The 23,920-nt window shown below is 70.8% G+C and carries 9 protein-coding genes; 3 read left to right on the forward strand and 6 right to left on the reverse strand.

Annotated elements, in window-relative coordinates; translation table 11 throughout:
* Nucleotides 1–72: 72 nt before the first annotated feature.
* Nucleotides 73–1,722, reverse strand: coding sequence for a phosphoglucomutase (alpha-D-glucose-1,6-bisphosphate-dependent) (pgm, locus tag ACTOWL_RS30355; protein WP_441325021.1), 1,650 nt, complete (start codon nt 1,720–1,722; stop codon nt 73–75).
* Nucleotides 1,723–1,862: 140 nt separating this feature from the next.
* Between pgm and ACTOWL_RS30360 the strand changes: the two genes are divergently transcribed.
* The 3 genes from ACTOWL_RS30360 to ACTOWL_RS30370 all read left to right on the forward strand — a co-directional run bounded on the left by ACTOWL_RS30360 (nt 1,863) and on the right by ACTOWL_RS30370 (nt 6,533).
* The gene (locus ACTOWL_RS30360) at nt 1,863–2,519 is read left to right on the forward strand and encodes a TetR family transcriptional regulator (protein WP_441325022.1); all 657 of its coding nucleotides are present in this window, start codon (nt 1,863–1,865) and stop codon (nt 2,517–2,519) included.
* A 310-nt stretch (nt 2,520–2,829) separates the two neighbouring features.
* Nucleotides 2,830–4,128, forward strand: coding sequence for a carbohydrate porin (locus ACTOWL_RS30365; RefSeq protein ID WP_441325023.1), 1,299 nt, complete (start codon nt 2,830–2,832; stop codon nt 4,126–4,128).
* 17 nt (nt 4,129–4,145) lie between these two features.
* Nucleotides 4,146–6,533, forward strand: coding sequence for a glucose/quinate/shikimate family membrane-bound PQQ-dependent dehydrogenase (locus ACTOWL_RS30370; protein WP_441325024.1), 2,388 nt, complete (start codon nt 4,146–4,148; stop codon nt 6,531–6,533).
* A gap of 23 nt (nt 6,534–6,556) precedes the next feature.
* Here the strand turns inward: ACTOWL_RS30370 and ACTOWL_RS30375 are convergent, their stop codons facing one another.
* From ACTOWL_RS30375 to ACTOWL_RS30395, 5 genes are all read right to left on the reverse strand, one after another.
* Nucleotides 6,557–15,427, reverse strand: a complete 8,871-nt coding sequence (locus tag ACTOWL_RS30375; protein ID WP_441325025.1) for a hypothetical protein — start codon at nt 15,425–15,427, stop codon at nt 6,557–6,559.
* Between the two features lie 255 nt (nt 15,428–15,682).
* Nucleotides 15,683–17,710 carry a calcium-binding protein gene (locus ACTOWL_RS30380; RefSeq protein ID WP_441325026.1) on the reverse strand — a complete coding sequence of 676 codons (2,028 nt, stop codon included), beginning with the start codon at nt 17,708–17,710 and terminating at the stop codon, nt 15,683–15,685.
* A gap of 175 nt (nt 17,711–17,885) precedes the next feature.
* Nucleotides 17,886–21,119, reverse strand: coding sequence for a beta strand repeat-containing protein (locus tag ACTOWL_RS30385; RefSeq protein ID WP_441325027.1), 3,234 nt, complete (start codon nt 21,117–21,119; stop codon nt 17,886–17,888).
* A gap of 52 nt (nt 21,120–21,171) precedes the next feature.
* Entirely contained in the window at nt 21,172–23,277 is a 2,106-nt protein-coding gene (locus ACTOWL_RS30390) for a beta strand repeat-containing protein (protein WP_441325028.1), read from the reverse strand.
* A gap of 52 nt (nt 23,278–23,329) precedes the next feature.
* Nucleotides 23,330–23,920: M10 family metallopeptidase C-terminal domain-containing protein (locus ACTOWL_RS30395; RefSeq protein ID WP_441325029.1), on the reverse strand; the 591-nt coding region annotated here is incomplete at its 5' end.

A 23,920-nucleotide genomic window follows, 5' to 3' on the forward strand; every position in this document is an offset into this window, starting at 1 on the left:
TAGCCGAAAGCGCGGCCGCGAGACCAGAAGAGGCCGCGACTCGCCCATGCGCGAAGGTGAGGGCCGCTACCCCTACCCTGCCGCTGCCTCGAAGGCGCGGCCGATCAGGGCCTTGGCGTCGTCCTGCACCTGCCGCAGATGATCCTCGCTGCGGAAGCTCTCGGCGTAGATCTTGTAGACCTCCTCGGTGCCCGAGGGCCGGGCCGCGAACCAGCCATTCGCCGTCGCCACCTTGATGCCGCCGAAGGGCTGGCCGTTGCCGGGCGCCTTGGTCAGCGTCTCGGTCACCGGGTCGCCGCCGAGTTGGGTGGCGCCGAGCCCCTCCGGCGTCAGGGTCTTGAACACCTGCTTCTGCTGGCTGCTGGCCGGCGCGTCGGCGCGGGCGTACCAGGACGTGCCCAGCTCCTGCGTCAGCCCGGTGTACAGCTCGCTCGGGTCGCGGCCGGTGACGGCGGTGATCTCCGCCGCCAGCAGGCCGAGGATGAGGCCGTCCTTGTCAGTGGTCCACACCGTGCCGTCCTGGCGCAGGAAGGAGGCGCCGGCGCTCTCCTCGCCGCCGAAGCCGACCGACCCGTCGCTCAGCCCCTCGACGAACCATTTGAAGCCGACCGGCACCTCCAGCAGCCGGCGGCCGAGCTTGGCCGCGACCCGGTCGATCATGCTGCTGCTGACCAGCGTCTTGCCGACCGCACTGTCCGCCCGCCAGCCCTTGCGGTGCTGGAACAGATAGGCGATCGACGCCGCCAGGAAGTGGTTCGGGTTCATCAGCCCGGCGGTGCGGGTGACGATGCCGTGGCGGTCGGCGTCGGTGTCGTTGGCGAAGGCGACGTCGAATTTTTCCCGCAAGCCCAGCAGCCGGGTCATGGCGTAGGGCGAGGAGCAGTCCATGCGGATCTTGCCGTCCCAATCCGCGGTCATGAAGCGGAAGGTCGGGTCGACCAGGTCGCTGACCACGGTCGCGGCGATGCCGTAGCGGTCGATCAGCGGCTTCCAGTAGGCCACCGCGGCGCCGCCCAGCGGGTCGATGCCGATCCTGACGCCGGAGGACCGGATCGCCTCGAGGTCGACCACGCTGCCGAGGTCGCCGACATAACCGTCGATGTAGTTGTGGCGATGCGTGGTCGCGGCCTTCAGCGCCCGCGCCAAGGGTACGCGCTGCACCCCGTCCAGGCCCTTGCCGATCAGCTCGTTGGCGGTGCGCTCGATCCAGCCCGTCACCTCGGTGTCGGCCGGCCCGCCATTCGGCGGGTTGTACTTGAAGCCGCCATCCTCCGGCGGGTTGTGCGACGGGGTGACGACGATGCCGTCCGCCAGCCCCGCGGTCCGGCCACGGTTGTAGGTCAGGATGGCGTGCGAGATCACCGGCGTCGGCGTGTAGCCGCCGTCGCGGTCGATCATGGTCTCGACGCCGTTCGCCGCCAGCACCTCCAGCGCGCTGGCCAGCGCCGGCTCGGACAAAGCGTGGCTGTCGATGCCGATGAACAGCGGCCCGTCGATCCCGGCGCGCTTGCGGTACAGGCAGATCGCCTGGGTGATGGCGAGGATGTGGTCCTCGTTGAAGCTGCCGGCGAAGGCCGTGCCGCGATGGCCCGAGGTGCCGAAGGCGACGCGCTGCGCCGGGTTCGCCGGATCGGGCCTGGTCGTGAAATAGGCGGTCACCAGCCGCGGCAGGTTGACGAGGACAGACGGATCGACGGGCTTTCCTGCGAGCGGGCTGACCATCTGCGCCTCCCTGGGCCGGGTTCGGATCGACAGGCAAATTGCGCCAGCCGGCGGCTCCTGTCGAGGTCGCGGCGCCTCGGTTTTCGCTTTCGCCCGCCCGCCGGGTGCGGGCAAATGGACAAGGCAGCAGGGGCGACACCTTGGACCGGATCGAGAGCACCGAGGGCAGGATGCGGGTGCGCTGGCAGCGCGACCCGGAGGGCATGCGCCGGCGCATCCTGGACGCGGCGCTGGCCGAGTTCACCCGGCACGGCTTCGGCGGCGCCCGGATCGACCGCATCGCCGCGGCCGCCGGCGCCAACAAGCGCATGCTGTACTACCATGTCGGCAACAAGGAGACGCTGTACCTGGCGGTGCTGGAGGCGACCTATGCCCGCATCCGCACCGCCGAGCGCGCGCTGAACCTGGAGAGCCTGGCGCCGGATGCCGCCATCGCCCGGCTGGTCGAGTTCACCTGGAGCTATTTCCTGGAGCACCCGGAATTCCTGACCATGCTGAACCAGGAGAACCTGTACCAGGCCCGGCACCTGAAGCAGTCGCCCAATGTCCGGCCGCTGCACTCGCCCTTCGTCGAGATGATCGGCGAGGTGCTGGGCCGCGGCGTCGCCGCCGGCGCGTTCCGGCCCGGGATCGACCCGGTGCAGCTCTACATCTCGATCGCCGGCCTGGCCTATTTCTACGTCTCGAACCGCTGGACGCTGGGCGTCATCTTCGACCGCGACCTGTTCGAGCCGCAGGCCCGCGCCGACCGCCTGGCCCATATGACCGACCTGGTGCTGGCGGCGCTGCGGCCCTGAGCCGACCGAGGCTACAGCACGAAATCCGCCGCCGTCAGCGCGCCGCCGCCGGCGCGAGGGGATGCCGATCCCCCGCCCCGGCCACCCCGGCCCCCCATCAGAGGGATATGGCCGACCGACCGGGCGGTGCGACATGAGCCAGGTGGTGATCCGGGGCGTCGAGGCCCGTCGACCAGAGGTGCCGCATGGCCCGATCCATGAGATTGTATTCCGGCAGAAGATCGAAGCGACTCCGGGGCGGCCTGGTCGGCGGGAGCGACCTGACGGCCGGCGGCCGTCCCGGCATCCAGATCGCCTTCGGAGGCACAGCATGATGGTACGGATGGCGGCGGGCGTCTTGCTGGCGGCCGCCCTGGCGGGGATCGGGACCGCCAGGGCCGAGGACGCCGGGAACGGGAAGCTGACGGGGGATTGGGGCGGCGTCCGGACCGATCTCCAGAAAGCCGGCGTCGATTTCCAGCTCGGCTACACCTCCGAGCTCGCCTACAACCCGGCCGGCGGCACCAAGGACCAGCTGAGCTATGCGGACCAGCTGAGCTTCGGCGCCACCTTCGACCTCGATCGCCTGCTCGGGGTCCATGATGCCAAGATCCAGCTGACCATCACCGACCGCAACGGCCGGAACCTCAGCGACGACGCCCAGCTCGGCACGCTGCAGCAGGTGCAGGAGATCTTCGGCCGCGGCCAGACCTGGCGCCTGACCCAGTTCTGGTATGACCAGAAGTACTTCTCCGGGCTGCTGGACTGGAAGATCGGGCGGCTGACCGTCGGCGAGGATTTCGCCAGCTTCACCTGCTCGTTCCAGAACCTGACCTTCTGCGGCTCGCAGCCGGGCAACATCGTCGGCAACTACTGGTACAACTGGCCGGTCAGCCAATGGGCCACCCGGCTGAAGGCCAACATCAAGGATGTCGGCTACGTCCAGGTCGGCGTCTACCAGATGAATCCCGGCTTCCTCAACGTCGACCAGGCGGTGCTGCCGAACACTCCCGCCGGCACCACGGGCGCCATGATCCCGGTCGAGTTCGGCTGGACCCCGGCGCTCGGCCCGGCCCGCCTGCCCGGCAGCTACAAATTCGGCGCCTGGTACGACACCTCGACCGCGGCCGACGTGCTCGACGACGACGACGGCAATCCCGAGATTCTCACCGGCCGGCCGTTCGAGGATCGGCGCGGCCGGTACGGCGCCTATATCAACTTCCTGCAGCAGCTCACCCACCCGGATGCGAACGATCCCTCGCGCGGCCTGAGCATCTTCCTCAACGCCACCATCGCCGACCGGCGGACCGCGACGATCGACGACCAGATCGCCCTCGGCCTGCTCTACAAGGGGCCGTTCGATGCCCGCCCGAAGGACGAGATCGGCCTGGCCGTGGGGCGGACCCATGTCAACGGCCGCGTGGCGAAGGGCCAGAGGCTGCTGAACGACGCCGGGCTCGGCCCGGTGGCCGTGCAGGACGCCGAATATGCGTTCGAGCTGTATTACGGCCTGCAGGCCACCGACTGGCTGCTGGCGCGGCCGAACCTGCAATTCATCCACCATCCCGGCGGCACCAGCCACAATGACGATGTCGTGGTCATCGGCCTGAAGACCTCCATCGACTTCTGAACGCACGGAGAGGACAGATGTCACCCGCTTCAAGATTTCGGCCGGTCCTGCTGATATCCGGCCTCATCTATGCCGTCATCGGGCTTGCGCTGGCGGCGGGGGGCGCGTGGCTCGGAGTTCTGGGCGGCTCGCTCTACTACCTGATCGCCGGGCTGGGCATCCTGGTCACCGGCGCGCTGCTGATGGCGGGGCGTCCCTCGGCCCTGTGGGTCTATGCGGCGGTCCTGATCGCGACGCTGGTCTGGGCGATCGGCGAGATCGGCTTCGACTGGTGGCCGCTGGCCGCCCGCGGCGACGTCGTTTTCCTGCTGGGCCTGTGGCTGCTGACCCCCTGGGTGACGCGGGCCCTGGGCCGGCGCGGCGGCTCGCTGCGCCGGTCCGCGACCCTGCCGCTCTGGGGCGGGATGGCGGCGAGCGTGGTGGTCCTGGCCGTCGGCCTGCTCTCCACCTATCACGAGATCGAGGGCACGGCCGGATCGGCCGTCGCCGGCGCGCCGCCGCAGCCGGAGGCGGGCCAGCCGGACGAGGATTGGCGCAGCTATGGCCGCACCCAGTTCGGCCAGCGCTATTCCCCGCTGGCGGAGATCACGCCGGCCAACGTCAAGAGCCTGAAGGTGGCCTGGACCTTCCGCACCGGCGACCTGCCGGGGGCGAACGATCCGGGGGAGACCACCTTCGAGGTCACACCGATCAAGGTGCGGGACACGCTCTATCTCTGCTCGCAGCATCAGCGCCTGTTCGCCCTGGACGCCAAAACCGGCGCGCTGCGCTGGTCCTACGATCCCGAGGTCAAGAGCAACCCCACCTTCCAGCACCTGACCTGCCGCGGCGTGTCCTACCACGAGACTGCGGCCGGCGCGGTCGACACCACCGGGGCCGCGGTGCCGGCCGACTGCCCGCACACGATCTTCCTGCCGGTCAATGACGGCCGCATGATCGCGGTCAACGCCGATACCGGCCATCCGTGCGAGAGCTTCGGCGACCACGGCACGCTCAAGCTCCAGGAGGGGATGGGGGTGACGACGGCCGGATTCTACGAGCCGACCTCGCCGCCGGTCGTCGGCGACAGGATCATCGTCATCGCCGGCGCCATCATCGACAACTACTCGACCCAGGTGCCCTCGGGCGTCGTCCGTGGCTTCGACATCCACACCGGCCGGCTGGTCTGGGCCTGGGATTCCGGAGCGGTCGACGAGAACGCCCTGCCGTCCGCGACTTACACCTACACCAACAACTCGCCCAATTCCTGGATGACCGCGTCCTATGACCCCAAGCTGGGCCTGGTCTACCTGCCGATGGGGGTGCAGTCGCCGGACATCTGGGGCGGCGACCGCACCCCGGAATCGGAGCGGTATTCGAGCGCCCTGGTGGCCCTCGACATCAACACCGGCAAGCGCGTCTGGTCGTACCAGACGGTGCATCACGATCTCTGGGACATGGACCTGCCGTCGCAGCCCAGCCTGGTCGACCTGGCCGCGCCGGACGGGGTGCGCCCGGCCGTGCTGCAGCCGGCCAAGACCGGCAACCTCTTCGTGCTCGACCGCCGGACCGGCGAGCTGATCGTGCCGGCGCCGGAGCGGCCGGTGCCGCAGGGCCCGGCCCCAGGCGACCGCCTGTCGCCGACCCAGCCCTTCTCCGAGCTCACCTTCCGCCCCGAGGCGCTGCTGACCGGGGCCGACATGTGGGGCGCCACCATCTTCGACCAGCTGGCCTGCCGCATCCTGTTCCACCAGATGCGCTACGAGGGCACGTTCACGCCGCCCTCGCTGCAGGGCACCCTGGTCTTCCCGGGCAATCTCGGCATGTTCGAATGGGGCGGCATCGCGGTCGACCCGGTCCGGCAGATCGCCATCGCCAACCCCATCGCCATCCCGTTCGTCTCCAAGCTGATCCCGCGCGGCCCCGACAACCCGGCGGCGCCGAACGACGCGCATCCGTCCGGCAGCGAGATCGGGGTCCAGCCGATGTACGGCGCGCCCTATGGCGTCGTGCTGCACCCGTTCCTGTCGCCGATCGGGCTGCCCTGCATGCGGCCGCCCTGGGGCTACATGGCCGCGATCGACCTCAAGACGATGAAGATCGCCTGGATGCACCGGAACGGCACCATTCGCGACAGCGCGCCGGTGCCGGTCCCGATCCGGATGGGCGTGCCCAGCCTGGGCGGGCCGATGACGACGGCCGGCGGCGTGGCGTTCCTGACCTCGACGACGGACTACTACATCCGCGCCTACGACGTGACCAACGGCGCGCAGCTGTGGGAGGACCGCCTGCCGGCCGGCGGGCAGTCGACCCCGATGACCTACGCCGTCGACGGGCGGCAATATGTCGTCACCGCCGCCGGCGGGCATGGCTCGTTCGGCACCAAGATCGGCGACTACGTCATCGCCTACGCCCTGGAGAAATAGGCCGGTTCCCGGCGCCGGCGGGGCTACAGCACGAAATCCGCCCCGGTCAGCGCGTGGTCGGACGTGACGGTGATGATCGCATCCTCGACGTTGTTGCCGGTGGTCTCGAGATAGACGCCGTAGCGGCCGTCGCCGAAATCCAGGACCCGGACCTGCCCGGCGGCGGTGAAGGCGCCGGTGCCGAAGGTGAAGGCGGTGTCGCCGTTCTCGCCATTGCCGTCCGCATCGATCGCCGACAGGTCGATCCTGTCGCCTGTGGCGAAGTCGGCGATCGTGTCCTTGCCGGCCGCCGCCACGGTGCTGTCGCCGATGGCCGTATAGACGAAGCTGTCGTTGCCGGCGCCGCCCTTCAGCACATCGGCCCCGACGCCGCCGGTGAGCACGTCGTCGCCGGCCAAGCCCCACAGCATGTTGGCGCCGGCATCGCCGGTCAGCGTGTCGGTGAAGCCCGACCCCAGCAGCTGCTCGATGCCGCTCAACGTGTCGCCCGCGGCGTCGCCGCCGGAGACGGCGCCGGTCGCCAGGTCGACCGACACCCCGGCGGCCGAACCGGCGTAGCTGGCTGTGTCGATGCCGTCTCCACCGGTCAGCGTATCGGATCCCGCCGCGCCTTCGAGCGTGTCGTTGCCGTCGCCGCCGTCGAGCTGGTCGTCGCCGGCGCCGCCCAGGATGTTGTCGTCCCCGGCCTCGCCGAGGACCTGGTCGTTGTCGCTGCCGGCATCCACCGAGTCGTTGTCGGCGCCACCGTGGATGGTGTCGACCCCGTCGCCGCCGACCAGCCGGTCCGCGCCGTCGCCGCCATCGAGGCTGTCATTGCCGGCCTCGCCGGAGAGCGCATCGTCGCCACCATTGCCGACGAGCGTATCGTTGCCGAGCTCGCCGCCGATGATGTTGCGGACGTTGTCGCCGGTCAGGGTGTCGTCGTTGCTGGAGCCGTACAGGTTCTCGATGTTGCTCAGGACGTCGCCCGCCGCGTCGCCGCCGCTGTGGATGCCGGTCAGCAGGTTGACCGACACCGCGTCGGCCGAGCCCTGGTAGTTGGCGAAGTTCGAGCCGCCGCCGCCGTCCAGCACATCGCCCCCCGCCCCGCCGCGGAGCTGGTCGTCGCCGTCGCCGCCGCTCAGCGCATTGACGCTGCCGTCGCCATACAGCCGGTCGTCGAAGCTCGAGCCGACGAGGGTCTCGATGCCGACCAGCGTATCGCCCTGGGCGTCCCCGCCCGTGCCGGTGCCGACCGAGAGGTCGATGACGATCCCGGCGGCGGAGGCTGCATAGTCCGCCGTGTCGACCCCGTTGCCGCCGGTGAGGACATCGGCCCCGGCCCCGCCACGGAGCACGTCGTCGCCGTCACCACCGTTCAGCGCATTGGCCCCGGCACTGCCGATCAGCGTGTCGCCCAAGGCCGAGCCGATCAGGTTCTCGACGCTCTGCAGCGTGTCGCCCGCGGCGTCGCCGCCCGTGCCGGTCCCGGTCAGCAGGTTGACCGAGACCGCCGCCGCCGAGGTTTCATAGCCGGCGGTATCCAGGCCGTTGCCGCCGATGAGGCGGTCGGCGCCGGCCCCGCCGCGGAGCGTGTCGTCGCCGTCGGCGCCGCGCAGGTCATTGACCCCGCCATCGCCGGTCAGGGTGTCGGCGAAAGACGAGCCGACGAGGTTCTCGATGCTCAGCAGCGTGTCGCCCGCGGCGTCGCCGCCGGAGGCGGCCCCGGTCAGCAGGTTGACCGAGACCGCCGCCGTCGAGGTGTCATAGGCGGCGGTATCCAGGCCGTTGCCGCCGTCGAGGGTGTCCGCCCCGGCCCCGCCGGTGAGCGCGTCGGATTCATTGCCGCCGGTCAGCACATTGGCTGCGGCGTTGCCGGTCAGCGCGTCGGCCAGGGCCGAGCCGATCAGGTTCTCGATCCCCGTCAGCGTGTCGCCCTGGGCTTCGCCGCCGGTGCCGGTCCCGGTCAGCAGGTTGACCGTGACCGCATTCACCGAGCCGGTGTAGTCGGCGGTGTCCGTACCGTTGCCGCCGATGAGGCTGTCGGCCCCGGCCCCGCCGCGGAGCACGTCGTTGCCGTCGGCGCCGGTGAGGGTGTTGGCCCCGGCATCGCCGGTCAGGCTGTCGGCGAAGTTCGAGCCGGAGAGATTCTCGATGCTGGTGAAGGTATCGCCGGCGGCATCGCCGCCCGTGGCGGTGTTGGCGGCGAGGTTGATCGTGACGGCCGCGGACGCGATGTAGTCGGCCGTATCGCTGCCGAGCCCGCCGAGCAGGGTATCCGCGCCGCCGCGGCCCGCCAGCAGGTCGTCGCCGGTATCGCCATCCAGGACATTCGCCCCGGCATCGCCGTTGATCACGTCGGCCAAGTGCGAGCCGGTGACACTCTCGATGCTGCTGAAGCTGTCGCCTTCGGCATCGCCGCCCGACGCGGTGCCACTCGTGAGGCTGAGCGCGATACCCACGGCAGAGCCGAGATAGTAGATGGTGTCGATGCCGTTGCCGCCCTGCAGCGTGTCGGCGCCGGCGCCACCCATGAGCCCGTCGCCGCCGTCGCCCCCCGCCAGGACATTCGCCCCGGCGTCGCCGGTCAGCGCATCGTTGAAGGCCGTGCCGATCAGGTTCTCGATGCTGTTGAAGCTGTCACCGGCGGCGTCGCCGCCGACGTTGACGTTGGTGAGCAGGCTGATGATCACCGCGGAGGACGAGGCGGCATAGGAGGCGGTGTCGGTCCCGTTGCCGCCCTGCAGCGCGTCCGCGCCGCCGAGACCCTGGAGCGTGTCGTTGCCGTCACCCCCGGCCAGGACATTCACCCCGGCATCGCCGGTCAGCGTGTCGTTGAAGGCGGAACCGGCCAGGTTCTCGATGCCGGACAGGGTGTCGCCCGCGGCGTCGCCGCCCGAGGCGGCGCCATTGACCGTGACCGCGACCGCGGCGCTGGACCCGGCATAGCTCGCCGTGTCGGTGCCGGCGCCGCCGGTCAGCGTGTCGGCCCCGGCACCGCCCTGGAGCGTGTCGTTGCCGTTGCCTCCGTTCAGCACATTCAGCCCGGCATCGCCGGTCAGCGTGTCGGCGAGGGCCGAGCCAGTCAGGTTCTCGATGCCGGTCAGGATGTCGCCCGCGGCATCGCCGCCCGTGCCGGTCCCGGCCAGGAGGTTGACCGTGACGCCCGCGGCCGAGGCGGCATAGGAGGCGGTGTCGGTGCCGTTGCCGCCCTGCAGCGCGTCGGCGCCGCCGAGGCCCTGGAGCGTGTCGTTGCCGTTGTCCCCGTTCAGGGTGTTGGCCGCGGCGTCACCGGTCAGCGTGTCGTTGAGAGCCGAGCCGCTCAGGTTCTCGATGCCGGTCAGCGTGTCGCCCGCGGCATCGCCGCCCGAGCCGGCGCCGTTGACCGCGACCACGACCGCGGCGGCCGAGGCGCTGTAGTAGGCGGTGTCGCTGCCGGTCCCGCCCTGCAGCGAGTCCGCACCGGCGCCGCCTTGGAGCCGGTCGTTGCCGTCCCCGCCCGACAGGACATTGGCCCCGGCGTCACCGGTCAACGTGTCGACAAAGGCCGAACCGGTCAGGTTCTCGATGGCCGTCAGCGTGTCGTTCTGGGCATCGCCGCCCGTGCCGGTACCGGCCGCGAGGCTGGCCGTGACGCCCGCGGCGCTGGACCCGGCATAGCTCGCCGTGTCGATGCCGTCGCCGCCCTGCAGCGTATCGGCCCCGGCGCCGCCGTTGAGCAGGTCGTTGCCGTCGACGCCGTCGAGGGTGTTGGCCCCGGCATCGCCGGTCAGGCTGTCGGCCTGGTTCGAGCCGGAGAGGTTCTCGATGCTGTTGAAGGTATCGCCGGTGGCATCGCCGCCCGTGGCGGTGTTGGCCGCGAGGTTGATCGTGACGCCCAAGGCGGAAGCGAGATAATTGGCCGTATCGCTGCCGGCCCCGCCTTGCAGGGTGTCCGCGCCGCCACGGCCCACCAGCAGGTCGTCGCCGGCGCCGCCGTCCAGGACATTCGCCCCGGCCTCGCCATTGAGCGTATCGGCGAAGGCCGAGCCGATGACGTTCTCGATGCTGCTGAAGGTGTCGCCCGCGGCGTCGCCGCCCGACGTGGTGCCGCTCGTGAGGCTGAGACTGACGCCCGCGGCGGAGGCGGCATAAGAGATGGTGTCGGTGCCGTTGCCGCCCTGCAGCTCGTCGGCACCGCCGAGGCCCTGGAGCGTGTCGTTGCCGTCGCCCCCGGCCAGGACATTGGCTCCGGCGTCGCCGGTCAGCGTGTCGTTCAGGGCCGATCCGGTCAGGTTCTCGATGCCGGTCATGGTGTCGCCCGCGGCGTTGCCGCCCGAGGCGGCGCCGTTGACCGTGACCACAACCGCGGCACTGGACCCGGCATAGCTCACCGTGTCGATGCCGGCGCCGCCGGTCAGCACATTGGCCGCGGTGCCGCCGACCAGGGTGTCGTTGAAGGCCGAGCCGATGATGTTCTCGATCGCCGCCAGGGTGTCGCCCTGGGCGTCGCTACCCGTGCCGGTGCCGGCCAGGAGGTTGACCGTGACGCCCGCGGCCGAGGCGGCATAGGTCGCCGTGTCGATGCCCGTGCCGCCGTTCAGCGTGTCGGCACCGGCGCCGCCGGCGAGCAGATCGTCCCCGCCGGCGCCGGAGAGGGCGTTGGCCCCGGCATCGCCGGTCAGGGTGTCGGCCTGGTTCGAGCCGGAGAGATTCTCGATGTTGCTGAAGCTGTCGCCCTGGGCATCGCCGCCCGTGGCGGTGCCGGTTGCCAGGTTGACGTTGACGGCCGCAGAGGCGATGTAGTCGGCCGTGTCGCTGCCCGCCCCACCGAACAGGGTGTCCGCGCCGCCGCGGCCCGCGAGCACGTCGTCGCCGTTGCCGCCACTCAGGAAATTCGCCCCGGCACTGCCATTGATGGTGTCGGCGAAGCCCGAGCCGATGATGTTCTCGATGCTGTTGAAGCTGTCGCCCGCGGCATCGCCGCCCGTCGCGGTGTTGGTCGACAGGCTGAGACCGATGCCCGCCGCCGAGGCGCCATAGTCCGCGGTGTCGATGCCGTTGCCGCCCTGCAGCGTGTCGGCGCCGCCGAAGCCGATGAGCGTGTCGTTGCCGTCACCGCCGGCCAGGACGTTGGCGCCGGCATCGCCGGCCAGCGTGTCGTTGAGGGCCGAGCCGATCAGGTTCTCGATGCCGGTCAGCGTGTCGCCCGCGGCGTCGCCGCCGTTGGCGGAGCCGCCCGCGAGGTTGATGTTGACGCCCGCGGCGGAGGCCGCGTAGCTGGCGGTGTCGGTGCCGTTGCCGCCCTGCAGGGTGTCGGCGCCGCCCAGCCCGATGAGCGTGTCGTTGCCGTCGCCGCCGGCCAGGACATTCGCCCCGGCATCGCCGGTCAGCGTGTCGTTGAAGGCCGAGCCGGTCAGGTTCTCGATGCCGGTCATGGTGTCGCCCACGGCGTCACCGCCCGAGGCGGCGCCGTTGACCGTGACCGCGACCGCGGCAGCCGAGCCGGCATAGCTCGCCGTGTCTGTGCCGGCGCCGCCGGTCAGCGTGTCGGCCCCGGCGCCGCCCTGGAGCGTGTCGTTGCCGTTGCCGCCGGTCAGCACATTGGCCGCGGCACTGCCGGTCAGCGTGTCGTTGAGGGCCGAGCCGATCAGGTTCTCGATCGCCGCCAGCGTGTCGCCCTGGGCATCACCACCCGTGCCGGTCCCGGTCAGCAGGTTGACCGTGACGCCCGCGGCCGAGGCGACGTAGTAGGCCGTGTCGATGCCCGCGCCGCCATCCAGCGCGTCCGCCCCGGCGCCGCCGACGAGCGCGTCGTCCCCGCCGGCGCCGGAGAGGGCGTTGGTCCCGGCATTGCCGGTCAGGACGTCGGCGAAGTTCGAGCCGGAGAGATTCTCGATGCTGTCGAAGCTGTCGCCTGTCGCATCGCCGCCGCTCACGGCGGTGTTGGCAAGGTTGACCCCGACGCCCGCGGCGGAGGCGGTGTAGTCGGCCGTGTCGCTGCCGGCCCCGCCTTGCAGGACGTCCGCACCGCCGCGGCCCGCCAGCACGTCGTCACCGGCGCCGCCGTCCAGGACATTCACCCCGGCCTCGCCATTGATGTTGTCGGCGAAGGCCGAGCCGAGGACGTTCTCCATGCTGAACCAGCCGTCGCCCTGGGCATCCCCGCCCGTCGCGGTGTTGGACGAGAGGCTGAGATTGATGGCCGCGGCCGAGGCGGCATAGGAGAGGGTGTCAATGCCCCCCCCACCGAACAGGGTGTCGGCGCCGCCGCCGCCCTGGAGCGTGTCGTTGCCCTCGACCCCGGTCAGGACATTGGCCCCGGCATCGCCGGTCAGCGTGTCGCCGAGGGTCGAGCCGACCAGGTTCTCGATGCCGGACAGGGTGTCGCCCGCGGCGTCGCCACCGGAGGCGGCGCCGTTGACCGTGACAATGACCGCGGCGGCCGAGAGGACATAGCCCACCGAGTCGGTGCCCGCGCCGCCCTGCAGCGCGTCGGCCCCGGCGCCGCCCTGGAGCGCGTCGTCGCCGTTGCCGCCGGCCAGGATGTTGGCCCCGGCGTCACCGGTCAGCGAGTCAGTGAGGGCCGAGCCGGTGATGTTCTCGATGCCGATCAGGGTATCGCCCGCGGCGTCGCCGTTGAAGCCCACGCCGGTCAGCAGGTTGGCCGTGACGCCCGCCGCCGAGGCGGCGTAGGAGGCGGTATCGCTGCCGAGCCCGCCCTGCAGCGTGTCGGCGCCGCCGCGGCCCTGAAGCGTGTCGTTGCCGCCGCCGCCGTCGAGCACATTGGCCCCGGCATCGCCGGTCAGCGTGTCGGCGAAGGCCGAGCCGGTCAGGTTCTCGAAGCCGGACAGGGTGTCGCCGTCGGCGTCGCCGCCCGAGGCGGCGCCGTTGACCGTGACCACGACCCCGGCCGCCGAGGCGCCATAGCTCGCGGTGTCGGTGCCGGCGCCGCCGGTCAGCGTGTCGGCACCGGCGCGGCCCTGGAGCGTGTCGTTGCCGGTGCCGCCGTCGAGGATATTGGCCCCGGAGCCGCCGATCAGGACGTCGGCGAGGGCCGAGCCGATGAGGTTCTCGATGCTGCTCAGCACGTCGCCCTGGGCGTCGCCCCCGGCGCCGTTGCCCGTCGTCAGGTTGACGCTCACCGCCGCGGTGGACGCGGCGTAGGTCACCGTGTCGACGCTGAAGCTGCCGTTCAGCGTGTCGGCCCCGGCCCCGCCGTCGAGCAGGTCGGCGCCGCTGCCGCCAAAGAGAATGTTGCCCCCGGCATCGCCGGTCAGCACGTCGGCCTGGCCCGAGCCGGTGACGCTCTCGACGCTGATCAGCGTGTCGCCCTGGGCCTCGCCGCCGGTGGCGGCGCCGGTGGCCAGGTTGACGGTCACCCCGACAGCGGAGCCACCATAGGAGACGGTGTCGAAGCCGCCGCCACCGTTCAGCACGTCGCCGAACTGGCCGCCTTCGAGGATGTCGTTGCCGCCCCCGCCGATCAGCGTGTCGGCGCCGCCGGAGACGTTGATGCCGGCATAGCTGTCGCCGAACAGGGTGTCGGCGCCATTGCCGCCATTGAGCGTGTCGTTGCCGTTGTACCCGGCCAGCGTGGTGTTGCTGTTCAGGATGGCGGTCAGGTTGTCGTTGAACGCCGAGCCCAGCGCCGCCTCGAAGCCGGAGAGGGTGGCGCCCCCGGTCGCGGTCCCGGTGGCCAGGTTGATGGTGACGCCCGAGCTCCAGACGCGAGCGTCGATGATGTCCCCGCCGCCGGAGCCGCCGCTCAGCGTGTCGGCGCCGCCGCTGATCTGGATGTAGTCGTTGCCGGCGCCGCCGTCGATCGTGTTGGCCCCGCTGGTGCCGGCGAGCTGGTCGTCGAAGGCGCTGCCGATCAGGTTCTCGAAGCCGCTCATCTGGTCGCCGTTGGCTTCACCGAAGTTGCCGAAGGAGTTCAGCGCCACCCCGACGGCCGAGGTGGCGTTGGCATAGGTGAGCGTGTCGATGCCGGCGCCGCCGTTCATGACGTCGGCGCCAGCGCCTCCCTGGATGATGTCGTTGCCGTCCAGGCCATTCAGGGTATTCGCCGCGGCATCGCCGGTCAGCGAATCGGCGAAGGTCGAGCCGAACAGGGCCTCGATGCCGGACAGGGTATCGCCCTGGGCGTCGCCGCCGACGCCGACGCCGCCGCCGAGCGTGACGGTGACCCCGGCGCCCGAGATGCTGTAGGTGGCGGTGTCGATGCCGTCGCCGCCCTGCAGCACGTCCGCCCCCGCGCCGCCGTTGAGCGTGTCGTTGCCGCCGAGGCCGCTGAGCGTGTCGTTGCCGGCGTTGCCCTGCAGGGTGTTCGTCCCGGCATCGCCGGTCAGCGTGTCGTTGAAGGCCGAGCCGACCACGTTCTCGATGGCGGTCAGGGTATCGCCCTGGGCGTCGCCGCCGAAACCGGCGCCGCCGAGCGTGACGGTGACCGCGGCGGCCGAGCCGGTGTAGGTGACGGCGTCGATGTCGCCGCCGCCGTTCAGCACGTCCGCGCCGGCGCCACCGTCCAGCAGGTCCGCGCCGGCGCCCCCCAGCAGCGTGTCCGCGCCGGCGAGGCCATTCAGGACATTCGACCCGGCATCACCGGTCAGCGTGTCGGCGAAGGCCGAGCCGGTCAGATTCTCGATTCCGGACAGGGTATCGCCCGCGGCATCGCCGCCCGAGGCGGCGCCGTTGACCGTGACGGTGACCGCGGCGGCCGAGGCGGCGTAGGTGGCGGTGTCGGTGCCGTCGCCACCCTGCAGCACGTCCGCGCCGGCGCCGCCGTTGAGCACATCGTTGCCGCCGAGGCCGGAGAGCGTGTCGTTGCCGGCGAGGCCATTGATGATGTCGATGCCGTCCGGGTTGGCCGGATTGCCCGGATCGGTCCCGGTGAGGATGTCGTTGCCGGCGGTGCCGTTGAGGATCTGGCTCACGGAAATCTCCTGTCTGTCGAATCGGCGCCGCCTTTTGAGGCGACCTTGGCTCTGGAAACGCCGGCAGTCTGGGCAGGCAATAATGTGTATTTATCAGACATTCCGCATATCCAGATAGGTTAGATTCAACCAACCATGGATTTCCAATGCGGTTCCGATGGATCCGGACCGCCTCGATCGATGGGGGCCAGATCGCCCGCCGCCCCCCGGATCAAATCCGAGGGGCGCGCCTCGCGATGACGAGGGTGGCCGTGGCTACAGCACGAAATCCGCCGCGGTCAGGGCGTGGTCGGAAAACACGGTGATGATCGAATCCTCCACCCGGTTGCCGCTGGTCTCGAGATAGACGCCATAGCGGCCGCCGCCGAAATCCAGCACCCGGACCTGGCCGGCGGCGGTGAAGGCGCCGGTGCCGAAGGCGAAGGCGGTGTCGCCGGGGCCGGCACCGTTGGCGTCGATCGCCGACAGGTCGATCCTGTCGCCGGTCGAAAAGTCCCGGATCGTGTCCCTGCCCGCGGCCGCGACGGTGCTGTCGTCGATGGCCAGATAGACGAAGTGGTCGTCGCCGGCCCCGCCCTTCAGCACATCGGCCCCGCCGCCGCCGGTGAGCACGTCGCCGCCGCCCATGCCCCACAGCATGTTGGCGCCGGCATTGCCGGTCAGCGTGTCGGCCTGGGCCGAGCCCAGCACCTGCTCGATGCTGCTGAGCGTGTCGCCCGCGGCGCCGCCGGACACCGCACCGGTCGCCAGGTTGACCGACACCCCGCTGCCGGAGCCGGCATAGCTCGCCGTGTCGATGCCGGCGCCACCGATCAGCGTGTCGGATCCCACCGCGCCTTCGAGCGTATCGTTGCCGTCGCCGCCGTCGAGCCGGTCGTTGCCGTCGCCGCCCAGGAGGTTGTCGTCCCCGGCCTCGCCGAACACTTGGTCGGCCTCGCTGCCGCCGTCGACCGAATCATTGCCGATGCCGCCACGGATGGTGTCGATCCCGGCGCCGCCGACGAGGCGGTCGGTGCCGTCACCGCCGGAGAGCGCGTCGTTGCCGGCCTCGCCGGAGAGCGCATCGTCGCCGCCATTGCCGACGAGGGTGTCGTCGCCGAGCTCGCCGCCGAGGATGTTGCGGCCGTTGTCGCCGGTGAGCGTGTCGGCGTTGCTCGACCCGTACAGGTTCTCGATCCCGGTCAGCGTGTCGCCCGCGGCGTCGCCGCCGGAGATGGCGCCGGTCAGCAGGTTGACCGTCACCGCCGCCGTCGAGCCCTGGTAGTTGGCGAAGTCCAAACCATCGCCGCCATTGAGAACGTCGGCATTCGCCCCGCCGCGGAGCGTGTCGTCGCCGCCGCCGCCGCTCAGCGCATTGGCGCCGCCGTCGCCATACAGCCGGTCGGCGAAGGCGGATCCGACGAGGTTCTCGACATCGCTCAAGGTATCGCCCTGGGCATCGCCGCCCGCGCCGGTGCCCGCCGCCAGGTTGACCTGCACCCCGGCGGCCGAGCCATCGTAATAGACCGTGTCGATGCCGTCGCCGCCATTGAGGACGTCGTTGCCGGCATAGCCGTTGATCAGGTCGTTGCCGACGCCACCGTCGATGGCATTGGCCACCGCATTGCCTTGCAGGACGTCGCCGAAGGCCGAGCCGGTCAGGTTCTCGATGTTCAGCAGCACGTCGCCCGCGGCGTCGCCGCCCGAGCCGGTGCCGGTCCGCAGGTCGGCGGTGACCCCGGCGGTGGACAGGACATAGGTCGCCGTGTCGGTGCCGGCGCCGCCCTGCAGGGTATCGGCGCCGGCGCGGCCTTCGAGCAGGTCGTCGCCGGCGCCGCCGTCGAGGACGTTGACCACGCCATCGCCGCGCAGGGTGTCAGCGAAGGCCCCGCCGGTCAGGTTCTCGATGCCGGTCAGCCTGTCGCCCTGGGCCCAGCCGCCGGTGATGCCCGCCGCCAGGTTGACGTTGAGCACGCCCGTGGCGTCGTCATAGACGACGGTGTCGACGCCGGCTTGGCCATTCAGCTGATCCGCGCCGGCGCCACCCCTGAGCAGGTCGTCGCCGTCCATGCCGTGGAGACTGTCGCCGCCAGTGCCGCCGCTGAGAATGTCGGCGCCGCCGAAGCCGAAGAGCCCGTCGGCACCGTCGCCGCCGTTGAGGGTGTCGTCGCCGCCATTGCCGCTGAGCAGGTCGTTGCCGGCGAGGCCATTGAAGATGTCGATGCCGTCGGGGTTGGCCGGATCGCCCGGATCGGTGCCGAAGAGGGTGTCGTTGAAGGCGGTGCCGTTGATGATCTGGGTCACGGGACGTCCTCCTGCTTGTCGGGTCGGTGCCGCCCGTTCTGCGGGGCGGCCGAACATCCAAATGCGCCCGGTGGAGCCGGGCGGGGTGCGGACGGTCAGGATTTAGCAGGGTTGCCGCATACCCGGGTAGGTCCAGAGTCGACAAATCATTGAGTCCAGATCGCGCCGCCTGCGGCTACAGCACGAAATCCGCCGCAGTCAGGGCGTGGCCGGCGGTGACGTTGATGGCGACGTCCGCGACCATGTCGCCGTTGACGTCGGCGGAAACCACCTGGATCGAGCCCGACGTCACCACCCGCAGCTGTCCGGCGGTGCCGGAGAAGGCGGTGGCGCCGATGAAGCTGAAGGCCGTGTCGCCGTTCGCGGAACTGCCGTCGGCGTCGATCGTCCGCAGGGAGATCAGATCCCCCCTCTGGAAGTCCTGGATCGTGTCGGCGGCCGAAACCGTGCTGTCGGAGACGGCGGTGTAGCTGAAATAATCCGCGCCGCTGCCGCCGGTCAGCCTGTCGGCGCCGCTGCCGCCCCGGAGGGTGTCGCTGCCGCCGCCGCCGCTGAGCGTGTCGGCCCCATCGAACCCGACCAGCGCGTTGGCCAGCGCGTTGCCGACCATGACATCGTCGTGGTTGCTGCCGTTGATCGTCTCGACGTCGGTGTCGATGGTGTCGCCCTGGGCCATGCCGCCGGTGTTGACCCCGGTCTGCAGGTTGATGGTCACGCCGACGGTGCTGAACCAGTAGCTGGCGGTGTCGTAGTCGGCGCCGCCGGCCAGGTGGTCGGCGCCGTCGCCGCCGCGCAGGATGTCGCCGCTGGTGCCGCCGGTCAGCCGGTCGTCACCAGCCTCGCCCTCCAGGGTGTCCCAGCCGTCGCCGCCGTTGATCTGGTCGTTGCCGTTGCCGCCATAGAGGGTGTCGGTGCCGCCGGCCCCGGCGACGATGTCGGCGCCGCCCCCGCCATTGATCGCGTTGGCGCCGGCATTGCCGGTCAGGGCGTCGTCGAAGGCGCTGCCGCCCAGCCATTCGATGCCGGTCAGGTGGTCGCCCTGGGCGTCGCCGCCGCTGCCGGTGCCGGTCGTGAGGTTCACCGTCACCGCATCGGCGGAGGTGTTGTACCTGGCCGTGTCCGTGCCGAGGCTGCCGTCGAGGATGTCCGCGCCCGCACCGCCGACGAGGACGTCGTTGCCGAACTGGCCGCTGAGCCGGTTGTTGCCCACGTCGCCGGTCAGGATGTCGCCGAAGCTCGAGCCGATGACGATTTCGAAGTTGACCAGCGTGTCGCCCTCGGCGTCGCCGCCCGAGCCGGCGCCGGTCGCCAGGTTGACCGACACCCCTGCCGAGCTCTGCTGGTAGTCGGCCGTGTCGACGCCGTCGCCGCCATTCAGGATGTCGGCGCCGGCCCCGCCCCGGATGAAGTCGTCGCCGCCCAGGCCGGTGATCGTGTCGTTACCGCCCCAGCCGCGGAGAAGGTCGTTGCCACCGAGGCCGTTCAGGACGTTCGCCCCTTCGGTGCCGTCCAGGATGTCGGCGAAGGCCGAGCCGGTGACGTTCTCGATCCCGCTCAAGTGATCGCCCGCGGCGTCGCCCCCGCCGGTGCCGACCGACAGGTCGACGCGCATCGCGGCCGAGCCGTCGTAAGAGACCGTATCGATGCCGTCGCCGCCGTTGAGGACGTCGCCGCCGGCCCCGCCGTTGAGGACGTCGCTGCCGGCATTGCCGTTGAGGGTGTCCGCGCCGGCCCCGCCGCGGAGCGTGTCGCCGCCGCCGCCGCCGGTCAGCGCGTTGGCGCCGGCGTCGCCGGTCAGGATGTCGTTAAAGGCCGAGCCGACGACGTTCTCGACATTCTGATAGGTGTCGCCCGCGGCGTCGCCGCCGGAGCCCAGCCCGGTGGCCAGGTTCACGACCACCGCCGCGGTGTCGTAATAGACCGTGTCGACGCCGGCGCCACCATCGATGGCGTCGGCGCCGCCATAGCTGGCGATCTGGTCGTTGCCGGCCCCGCCGTCGATGGCATTGGCCCCGCCATCGCCGCGCAGGGTGTCGCCGAAGGCCGAGCCGGTCAGGTTCTCGATGCTCTGCAGCACGTCGCCCTGGGCGTCGCCGCCCGTGCCGGCGCCGGTCCGCAGGTCGACGGTCACTGCGGCGGCCGAGCCATCGTACGAGGCCGTGTCGGTGCCCTCACCGCCGTTCAGCGTGTCGGCCCCGGCGGCACCGTTCAGGGTGTTCGCCCCGCCGTTGCCGGTCAGGGTGTCGGCGAAGGCCGAGCCGATCAGGTTCTCGATGCTGGTCAGCGTGTCGCCCGCGGCGTCGCCGCCCGAGGTCGCGCCGGTCAGCAGGTTGACCACGACCGCCGCCGAGCCCTGGTAGTCGGCGAAGTCCGAGCCACCGGTGCCGTTTAGAATATCGCCGCCGGCCCCACCCCTGAGCGTGTCGTCGCCGTCGGCGCCAAACAGGGCGTCCGCACCGCCTTCCCCGGCCAGGACATCATTGCCGGAGCTGCCCACGAGGCGGTTGTCGTCGACGCTGCCGATCAGGGTGTCGTTGAAGTCCGAGCCGACGAGATTCTCGATCGCGGTCAGCGTGTCGCCCTGGGCCAGGCCGCCCGTGCCGGTGCCGGTCCGCAGGTCGACCGTCACCGCCTCGCCGGACCCGGTGTATCTGGCGGTGTCGATGCCGGTGCCGCCGTTCAGCGCGTCGCCGGACGCCCCGCCGTAGAGATCGTCGTTGCCGGCCCCGCCGTTCAGCGTGTCGACGCCGCCGCCGCCGGAGAGAAAGTCGCCGGCATTGGCGCCGTTGAGCATGTCGTCGCCGTCGAGCCCGAACAGGAAGGTGGTTTCGTTCAGGTTGGCGGTCTGGATGTCATTGAAATTCGAGCCCTGGATCTCGTCGAAGCTGGAGAAGAAGCAGCCCTCGGCCAAGCCGCCGTGTCCGACCCCGGTGGTGAAGTTGACGTCGATGGCCGCCCCGCTGCCACGGCCATCGAGCACGTCGTAGCCGCCGCCGCCGTTCATCGTGTCGCCGCCGCCGCTGAGCTGAATTTCGTCGGCGCCGTTGCCGGCATCGATCGCGTTGGCGGCGTTGTCGCCGACGAGCCGGTCATTGAAGGCACTGCCGATCAGGACCTCGAAGCCGCTCATGGTGTCGCCCGCGGCCTCGCCACCGACGCCGCCGATGTTCAACGACACCACCACGCCCGAGGCGGCGTTGGCGTAGCTGAGCCTGTCGATGCCGGCGCCGCCATTCATGGCGTCGGCGCCGGCGCCGCCTTGGATGGTGTCGTTGCCGCCCAGGCCGGTGATCGTGTCGTCGCCGGCGAGACCGTTGATGAAGTCGATGCCGTCGGGGTTGGCCGCATCGCCCGGATCGGTCCCGTTGAGGATGTCGATGCCGGCGGTGCCGTTGATGGTCTGGGTCACGGAAGCTTCCTGTCTGTCGGGTTTGCGCGCCTCGCGATCACGAGGGTGGCGGCTACAGCACGAAATCCGCCGCGGTCAGCGCGTGATCGGCGGTAACGTTGATGGCGAAATCCGCGACCATGTCGCCGTTGACGTCGGCGGAGACCACCTGGATCGCGCCCGATGTCACCACCCGCAGCTGCCCGGCGGTGCCGGAGAAGGCGGTGCCGCCGATGAAGCTGAAGGCCGTGTCGCCATTCGCGAAATTGCCGTCGGCATCGATCTTCTGCACCCAGATCAGATCGCCCCTCTGGAAGTCCTGGATCGTGTCGGCGGACGCGGCGGTGCTGTCGGAAACCGCGGTGTAGCTGAAATAGTCCCCGCCGCTGCCGCCGGTCAGCCTGTCGGCGCCGCTGCCGCCCCGGAGGGTGTCGCCGCCGCCGCCGCCGCTGAGGGTGTCGGCCCCGTCGAAGCCGACCAGCGCGTTGGCCAGGGCGTTGCCGGTCATGACGTCGTCGTGGTTGCTGCCGTTGATGATCTCGACGTCGGTGTCGATCGTGTCGCCCTGGGCCATGCCGCCGGTGTTGACCCCGGTCTGCAGGTTGATGGTCACGCCGACGGTGCTGAACCAGTAGCTGGCGGTGTCGGAGTCGGCACCCCCGGCCAGGTGGTCGGCGCCGTCGCCGCCGCGCAGGATGTCGCCGCCGGTGCCGCCGGTCAGCCGGTCGTCACCAGCCTCGCCCTCCAGCGTGTCCCAGCCGGCGCCGCCATCGACCTGGTCGTTGCCGTTGCCGCCATAGAGGGTGTCGGTGCCGCCGGCCCCGGCGACGATGTCGGCTCCACCCCCGCCATTGATCGCGTTGGCGCCGGCACTGCCGGTCAGGGTATCGGCGAAGGCGCTGCCGCCCAGGTTCTCGATGTTGAACAGGACGTCGCCAGCGGCATCGCCGCCGCTGCCCGTGCCGGTCGTGAGGTTCACCGTCACCGCGGCGCCGGAGGTGTTGTACCTGGCCGTGTCCGTGCCGGCGTTGCCGTTGAGGGTGTCCCCGCCGGCCCCGCCGATGAGGACATCGTTGCCGCCGCCGCCGGTGAGCCCGTTGTTGCCCGCGTCGCCGGTCAGGGTGTCGGCGGAGGCCGTGCCGACGACGTTCTCGACATTCTGATAGGTGTCGCCCGCGGCGTCGCCGCCGGAGCCCTGCCCGGTGGCCAGGTTCACGAACACCGCCGCAGTGTCGTAATAGATCGTGTCGATGCCGGCGCCGCCATTGAGGAGGTCGGCGCCGGCATAGCCGGCGATCTGGTCGTTGCCGGCGCCGCCGGCGATGATATTGGCCCCGGCATCGCCGCGCAGGGTGTCGGCGAAGGCCGAGCCCGCGACGTATTCGAAGCCGGTCAGCGTGTCGCCCTGGGCGTCGCCGCCCGTGCCGGTGCCGGTCCGCAGGTCGACCGTGACGCCGGCGGTCGAGCCGTCGTAACGGACCGTGTCGAAGCCGGTGCCGCCGTCGAGGACGTCGGCGCCGGCCCCGCCGGTGAGGTTGTTGTTCTCCGCGTTGCCGATCAGGGTGTCGGCGAGGGCCGAACCGATGATGTTTTCGATCGCGGTCAGCCTGTCGCCCTCGGCGTCGCCGCCCAAGCCGGTGCCGGTCCGCAGGTCGACCGTGACGCCGGCGGCCGAGCCGTCGTAAGAGACCGTATCGGTGCCGGAATCGCCGTTGAAGATGTCGGCGCCGCCATAGCCGTAGATCAGGTCGTTGCCGTCGCGGCCGTTGATGGCATTGGCCCCGGCATCGCCGCGCAGGATATCGGCGGTGTCCGAGCCGTAGATGTTCTCGATGCCGGTCAGCGTGTCGCCGTGGGCTTCGCCGCCCACGCCGGTGCCGGCCCGCAGGTCGATCGTGACCCCGGCGGCCGAGTCGATGTAATAGACCGTGTCGACACCGGCGCCGCCGTTGAGGGCATCGGCGCCGGCGCGGCCAAACAGGATGTCGGAGCCGTCGCCGCCATTCAGGATGTCGGTGCCCTCGCCGCCTTCGATTCTGTCGTTGCCGCCCAGGCCGGAGAGCGTGTCGTCGCCGCCGCCGCCGTAGATCTGGTCGACCCCGTCGATGTTGCCCGGATCACCCGGATTGGTCCCGGTGAGGATGTCGTTGTCGGCGGTGCCGTTGATGGTCTTGGCCATGGAAGCCTCCTCTCTGTCGGGTTTGCGCGCCTCGCGATCACGAGGGCGCCGGCTACAGCACGAAATCCGCCGCGGTCAGGGCATGGTCGGCAGTGACGTTGATGGTGACGTCCGCGACCGTGTCGCCGTTGACGTCGGCGGAAACCACCTGGATCGAGCCCGACGTCACCACCCGCAGCTGCCCGGCGGTGCCGGAGAAGGCGGTGCCGCCGATGAAGCTGAAGGCCGTGTCGCCATTCGCGCCATTGCCGTCGGCATCGATCAGCCGCACCGAGATCAGATCGCCCCTCTGGAAATCCTGGATCGTGTCGGCGGCCGAAACCGTGCTGTCTGAAACGGCGGTGTAGCTGAAGTAATCCGCGCCGCTGCCGCCGGTCAGCCGGTCGGCGCCGCTGCCGCCCCGGAGGGTGTCGCTGCCGCCGCCGCCGCTGAGCGTGTCGGCACCATCGAACCCGATCAGCGCGTTGCCCAGGGCGTTGCCGACCATGACGTCGTCGTGGTTGCTGCCGTTGATGATCTCGACGTCGGTGTCGATGGTGTCGCCCTGGGCCATGCCGCCGGTGTTGACCCCGGTCTGCAGGTTGATGGTCACGCCGACGGTGCTGAACCAGTAGCTGGCGGTGTCGTAGTCGGCGCCGCCGGC

The organism is Inquilinus sp. CA228 (assembly GCF_052078665.1).
Lineage (GTDB): Bacteria > Pseudomonadota > Alphaproteobacteria > DSM-16000 > Inquilinaceae > Inquilinus.

Coding starts and splice junctions, on each gene's coding strand:
- ACTOWL_RS30390 (WP_441325028.1), bottom strand. CDS start 23,277: ATGGCCAAGACCATCAACGGCACCGCCGACAACGACATCCTCACCGGG.
- ACTOWL_RS30370 (WP_441325024.1), top strand. CDS start 4,146: ATGTCACCCGCTTCAAGATTTCGGCCGGTCCTGCTGATATCCGGCCTC.
- ACTOWL_RS30365 (WP_441325023.1), top strand. CDS start 2,830: ATGATGGTACGGATGGCGGCGGGCGTCTTGCTGGCGGCCGCCCTGGCG.
- pgm (WP_441325021.1), bottom strand. CDS start 1,722: ATGGTCAGCCCGCTCGCAGGAAAGCCCGTCGATCCGTCTGTCCTCGTC.